Here is a 5,685-nt window from a genome sequence, read left to right as displayed (position 1 = left end):
CGCAGAAGGACCGCCCCTTCCCGGAGAGACCGCCTCATCGCAGACGTACCGCCCCTCCCCGGAGAGACCGCCCCATCGCGGAGAGACCGCCCCATCACAGAAGGACCGCCCCATCCCGGAGAGACCGCCCCTTCGCAGAGGGACTGCCCACCCCAAAGAGCGGGCCCCTCCGGGCATATCGACCCGCCCAGGAGGGACTACCCCTCCCAACCGATGCCTCTGGGAGAGCAACGGCCGATGCCCAGGAGGGGCGCCTTCCAGGGGACGGCCCCTGAGAGGACCTTCTGGCGTCCGCCTCCAAGGGAGGCAACCTCCCGAGCCGCCTCGGAAGGGCAGCCCCTCCGCTGCAGAGGCCCTCCCCAATGGGCAACCCCTCCCGAAGGGCTGCCCCCTCGGAGGGCGGCCCTTCCTGGAAGGGCGACCCATCCCGGAAGGGCGACCCATCCCGGAAGGGCGACCCATCTGGGAAGGGGCGGACCCTCTCCTAGAGGCGGCCCCATACCCGGCAGACAGGTCATTCCCCAAGGGCGGACCATTCCCCAAGGGCGGACCAATCCCGAAGGGCGGACCATGCTCGAAGGGCGGGCCATTCCCTGAGGGTTCCTCTCCACGATGCCGGCCCGTCTCTGCGGGACTCCTCCCCGGGAGGGCAGTCCCCTTCCCTGGAGGGGCCCCAGGAGGCAGGTCCCTTCCCTGAAGACGGGGGCCTCCCTTCCAGAGGCGGCATCGGGGGCCACTGATGGAGAGGGCCGGCCTGACCGGAAGGGCCGGCCCTGGTGGGGAGGTGCGCTCTGTGAGGGGACGGCGGTCAGGGGCGGTTGCGGCCGGAGCGACGCATCTCCTTGTGGATGACCTTCCACTTGTTCTGCAGGTCCTTGCGCAGCCGCGCGTCGGTGCGGGTCGCCATCCAGGCGGCCTCGCGCTGGAGCTTGCGCCAGCTCTGCAGGCGGCGCTCCGGCAGCTCGCCGGAGTCGACGGCCTCCAGCACCGCGCACCCGGGCTCGCTCTCGTGCCCGCAGTTCTGAAAGCGGCACCGGGAGGCGAGCTCCTCCACGTCGGAGAAGACCAGGTCCACGCCCTGGCTCATCTCGTACAGCCCGACCCGCCGGATGCCGGGCGTGTCGATGACGAGCCCGCCGCCCGGGAGCGGGATGAGCTCCCGGTGCACGGTGGTGTGCCGGCCCCGGCCGTCGGCGGCGCGCACCTGCTGGGTGTCCATGACGCCGTCGCCCGCCAGGGCGTCGACGAGCGTGGACTTGCCGGCGCCCGACGGGCCGAGCACGACGGCGGTACGGGAGCCGTCGAGGTAGCCGCGCACCAGCTCGACGCCCTCGCCGCGCAGCGAGGAGACGGCGTGCACGTCGACGCCCGGGGCGGCGTCCCGTACGTCGGACAGCAGCTCGTCGAGCCCCTGCTCGAACAGGTCGGCCTTGGTGACGAGCACGACGGGCGTGCCGCCGGACTCCCAGGCCAGCGCCACCAGCCGTTCGATGCGGCCGAGGTCGGCGTAGTCGGTGGAGTGCATGGACGGCTCGGCGACAAAGACCACGTCGACGTTGGCGGCGAGCACCTGGCCCTGGCCGTCGCCGGACAGCCCGCCGCGCGAGTCGCGGCTGACGCCGCCGCGGACGAACGCGGTGGTCCTGGGCAGCACTTCGTCGAGCTCGTAGCGGCCTTCGGGCAGCGCGCGCAGCGCCACCCAGTCGCCGACGCACGGCAGCGCGACCGGGTCGCCGGCGGAGGCCCGGCGCACGCGGGCGCCGTAGCGGACGTGGTGGTGGCCGTCGGCGGCGATGACCTCGGCGGCCCCGCGGTCGACCCGCGAGACCCGGCCGGCCACGGCGCCTTCGGGCAGCTCGGCGGCGCGGGACGCGGTCCAGCCGAGCAGGGAAAGATCGTGAAGCAACGGATTGCACCTTTGGCAGAGAAGGATTGCCCGGGCGGCTAGACCAGCCCCCGGAGGATGTCGGACGGCACGCAGAACAGAACAACCCGCATGGTCCTCACCTCCCACTCGATCCGTTTCGCGACGTGACTTTACGGCACCCGCCGGGAGAGACGCAATCGGGTTTTCGGACGCGTCCCCGCCTGCCCGGTTGAACCCCGCCGGGGATGCGGGCCGTACCACCTGCCGACGGACGCGAGAAAGGGGAAAGATGCGACTGAGCACGTATCCCCCACCCTCGGCAGAGGGAGCAGTCCCCATGCGGTTACGGCACTGGATCAGGCGGGTGCGGCCCGACCCGGAGGTGGTCGTGTCCGCGCTCTACCGGCAGTATCACCGGCCGCTGCTGGCGTTCGTGGTCCGGCTGACGGCGGGTGACCGGCAGTGGGCGGAGGACGTCGTCCAGGAGACCATGATCCGGGCCTGGCGCAGCGCCGAGCGGCTCGATCCTGACGCGGCCTCGCTCATGCCCTGGCTCGCGACGGTCGCCAGACGTATCGTGATCGATGACCGGCGGCGCCGGGAGTCGCGCCCGGCCGAGCTGGGCGACGGGCCGCTGGAGAGCGTGCCCGTGCCCGACGAGATGGAGAAGCTGCTGCACCAGGTGGTCGTGTCCGAGGCGCTGCAGGCGCTGTCGCCGGCTCACCGCGAGATCCTCAACGAGACGATCCTGCGGGACCGGTCGGTCAACGACGCCGCCGAGGCTCTGGGCATCCCCGTCGGCACCGTGAAGTCCCGCGTCTACTACGCGGTCCGCGCGCTGCGGGTGGCGCTGGAGGAGAGGGGGGTGACGGCATGACCGCGCGAGTGGAGCACACCGATGTCGGCGCCTACGCCCTGGGCCTGCTGGAGGACGACGACAGGCGGGCGTTCGAGCATCACCTCTCCCGCTGCCGGTCCTGCGCGGTGGAGCTGGCGGAGCTGTCCGGGGTGGCTCATGCGCTGACCGGGCTCGGGCCGCTGGAGGACGACCCGCCGCCCGGCGAGGAGCCGGCCGAGGTGATCGACCTGCTGCGCCGCAAGCGGGCGGCCGACCGGCGGGCGCGCCGCAGCACGTTCCTGGTGGGGGTGGCGGCGGCGGTCACGCTGGTGGCGGGCGGCCTGGTGGTCGGCGCCCAGTTCGGCGGCGGCGCCCCGGCCTCCCCCGTCGCCTCGCCCGTCGCCCCGCCGCACGACGGCATCGGCCCTGCCGAGCAGTTCTACGCCATGGGCACGCCCGTCGAGGGCGTCGGCACCGGCGGCGTGACGGGCGGGCTGGTCCTGGAGTCGAAGGGCTGGGGCACGCACGCGGCGCTCAAACTGTCGGGCGTCAAGGGTCCGCTGGAGTGCGCGCTGATCGCGGTGGCCGACGACGGCGACCGCCGCATCATGATGGGCTGGGCCGTCCCGGCGGCCGGCTACGGCGTGCCGGGCTCCCCCGGGCCGCTGTACGTGCACGGCGCGAGCGCGCTGCCGCTGGACCGGATCGACCACTTCGAGGTGGTCACCACCGAAGGCGCGAACCTGCTGACCGTGAAGGTCTGAACGATGCCCTCCCACCGCTGGTGGGAGGGCATTTTTCGGGTACGGGGGATTTCCCGTCGATCGTTGAACCCGGGGCCGCCCCCCGTCCGTACTGCTTGGCGTAGGACGAGAACGTGACCGGCATGGCAGGGGACATGCCGGTCACCCTCGGGAGAGACCACCTCCGGCCGACGGCGGCTTCCCCGCTCGCCGATCGGCCCTCGCTCCGGGGCATCCGGCCCGTCCCGGGGGCGACGACGCCCCGCCGCGCGAGAGAGCCCGTGCGGCGGGGCGTTTCCCGTGGCTTACAGGCCGGGGGCGGGGAACTGCGCGGTGAGCTCGCTGACCTCGCGGTGCACGCGGGCGATCACGTCCTCGGCGTCGCCCTTGGACAGCGCGGTGACGACCTCGTCCATCCAGGCGCCGATCTGCCGCATCTCGGCCTCGCGCATGCCGCGCGAGGTGACGGACGGGGTGCCGATGCGGATGCCCGACGGGTCGAACGGCTTGCGGGTGTCGAACGGCACCGCGTTGTAGTTGGTCTCCAGCCCGGCCCGGTCGAGCGCCTGGGCGGCCGGCTTGCCGCCGATGCCCTTGGGCGTCAGGTCGAGCAGGATGAGGTGGTTGTCGGTGCCGCCGGAGACCAGGTCGAAGCCGCGCGAGGCGAGCTCGTCGGCCAGCGCCTTGGCGTTGGCGACGATCTGGTGGGCGTACGCCTTGAAGTCGTCGGTCGACGCCTCGTGCAGGGCGACGGCGATGGCGGCGGTGGTGTGGTTGTGCGGGCCGCCCTGCAGGCCGGGGAAGACCGCCTTGTTGAGCGCGGTGGCGTGCTCGTCGTTGGTCGCCATGAGCATGGCGCCGCGCGGGCCGCGCAGCGTCTTGTGGGTGGTGGTGGAGATCACGTCGGCGTGGCCGACCGGCGACGGGTGCGCGCCGCCCGCGACGAGGCCGGCGATGTGCGCGATGTCGGCGGCCAGCACGGCGCCCACCTCGCGGGCGATGGCAGCGAAGCCCTCGAAGTCGATGGTGCGCGGGATGGCGGTGCCGCCGCAGAAGATGAGCTTCGGCCGGTGCTCCAGCGCCAGCTCGCGGACCTGGTCGAGGTCGACGCGGCCGGTGTCCTGGCGGACGCCGTAGCGGACCGGGTTGAACCACTTGCCGGTGGCCGAGACCGACCAGCCGTGCGTGAGGTGGCCGCCGAACGGCAGGCCCATGCCCATGACGGTGTCGCCCGGCTGCAGGAACGCCAGGTAGATGGCCAGGTTGGCGGGCGAGCCCGAATAGGGCTGGACGTTGGCGTGGTTGACGCCGAACAGCGCCTTGGCGCGCTCGGCGGCCAGGGTCTCGACCTGGTCGATGACCTGCTGGCCCTCGTAGTAGCGCTTGCCGGGGTAGCCCTCGGAGTATTTGTTCGTCAGGACGGTGCCGGTGGCCTCCAGCACGGCCTTGGAGACGTAGTTCTCCGAGGCGATGAGCTTGACCGTGTCGGCCTGGCGGCGCTCCTCGGCCTTGATGAGCTCGGCGATCTGCGGGTCGACGCTAGCGAGAGAACTCATGATTCCCCTGTCATCATTGACATCCTGCGAAGACCCAGGCGCACGGCCTCCGCTCCTTCCGCTCCCTGGTGGTCGATCCCACCGAATGCGCCAGTCGCGACGCCTTGACGATATCGGAAGCGCGGCGGGTCTCAGCTCGGGGTGACGGCGACGTTCCTGACGACGCCGAGCGGGCCCATGTCGATGTCGACGCGGGCGACGTCCTCCGGGACGTTCTCGTAGATGGCGTAGAGCTGGACCCGGTTGCCGCCCTGGAAGGGGCCGACGGGCAGGTCGGTGCACCGGCAGGCGCCGTTCTCGCGGGCCGGGTAGATCGGCGAGCCGACGCCGGGCGGGATCAGGTTGACCCGCGACACGGTCGAGTCGAGGGCGCCGCCGCCGAGTTTGCCCACCAGGGGCGCGTTCTCCTCGCCGACGTTCCTGACCGTCCACTGCAGGCGGACCGTGCCGCCCTGGCGTGCCAGGGAGTCGACCTGGATGCTCAGCTTGCTGCCGAGGGCGTCGACGGTGCTGGCGGCGGCCGGGGTGCCGGGTTCGCCGGCGGCCTGCTCCCAGGGGCGCAGCACGGCCACCGTGGCGGCGACGCCGGCGGCCGCGGCCAGCAGCGCGGTCACCACCGGCACCCACCGCCGCGCCCCCGTCCGCCCGCCGGCCGCCGCCGCGGTGGGTGCCGGTGGTGAC

The 5,685-nt window shown here is 72.7% G+C and carries 5 protein-coding genes and 1 riboswitch; of the genes, 2 read left to right on the top strand and 3 right to left on the bottom strand.

What is annotated here, in order from left to right; all coding sequences use genetic code 11:
* Positions 1-808 precede the first annotated feature (808 nt).
* Positions 809-1,906, bottom strand: a complete 1,098-nt coding sequence (gene rsgA / locus ADY59_RS46250; RefSeq protein WP_049577407.1) for a ribosome small subunit-dependent GTPase A — start codon at positions 1,904-1,906, stop codon at positions 809-811.
* Between the two features lie 298 nt (positions 1,907-2,204).
* On the opposite strand from rsgA, the gene ADY59_RS46245 reads away from it, so the two are divergent.
* Both ADY59_RS46245 and ADY59_RS53125 read left to right on the top strand, forming a co-directional pair.
* Complete coding sequence (locus ADY59_RS46245; protein WP_049577404.1) at positions 2,205-2,744, top strand: sigma-70 family RNA polymerase sigma factor; 540 nt, start codon at positions 2,205-2,207, stop codon at positions 2,742-2,744.
* Positions 2,741-3,469, top strand: coding sequence for an anti-sigma factor family protein (locus ADY59_RS53125; protein ID WP_063780993.1), 729 nt, complete (start codon positions 2,741-2,743; stop codon positions 3,467-3,469). Before ADY59_RS46245 ends, ADY59_RS53125 begins: the two co-directional genes overlap by 4 nt.
* Positions 3,470-3,753: 284 nt before the next feature.
* Here the strand turns inward: ADY59_RS53125 and glyA are convergent, their stop codons facing one another.
* Together glyA and ADY59_RS52125 are read right to left on the bottom strand one after the other, a co-directional pair.
* Positions 3,754-5,004: a serine hydroxymethyltransferase gene (glyA, locus tag ADY59_RS46235; RefSeq protein ID WP_049577398.1), complete on the bottom strand. Its 1,251-nt coding sequence runs from the start codon at positions 5,002-5,004 to the stop codon at positions 3,754-3,756.
* A 25-nt stretch (positions 5,005-5,029) separates the two neighbouring features.
* A riboswitch (ZMP/ZTP riboswitch) is annotated at positions 5,030-5,112 on the bottom strand.
* A gap of 23 nt (positions 5,113-5,135) precedes the next feature.
* On the bottom strand, positions 5,136-5,685 hold a 550-nt coding region (locus ADY59_RS52125), incomplete at its 5' end, for a hypothetical protein (RefSeq protein ID WP_049577397.1).

The sequence above is a fragment of the Nonomuraea sp. SBT364 genome, from assembly GCF_001083785.1.
GTDB lineage: Bacteria > Actinomycetota > Actinomycetes > Streptosporangiales > Streptosporangiaceae > Nonomuraea.
Note: the sequence above shows the minus strand (reverse complement) of the source record. Positions and strands in the feature narration are given on the sequence as shown.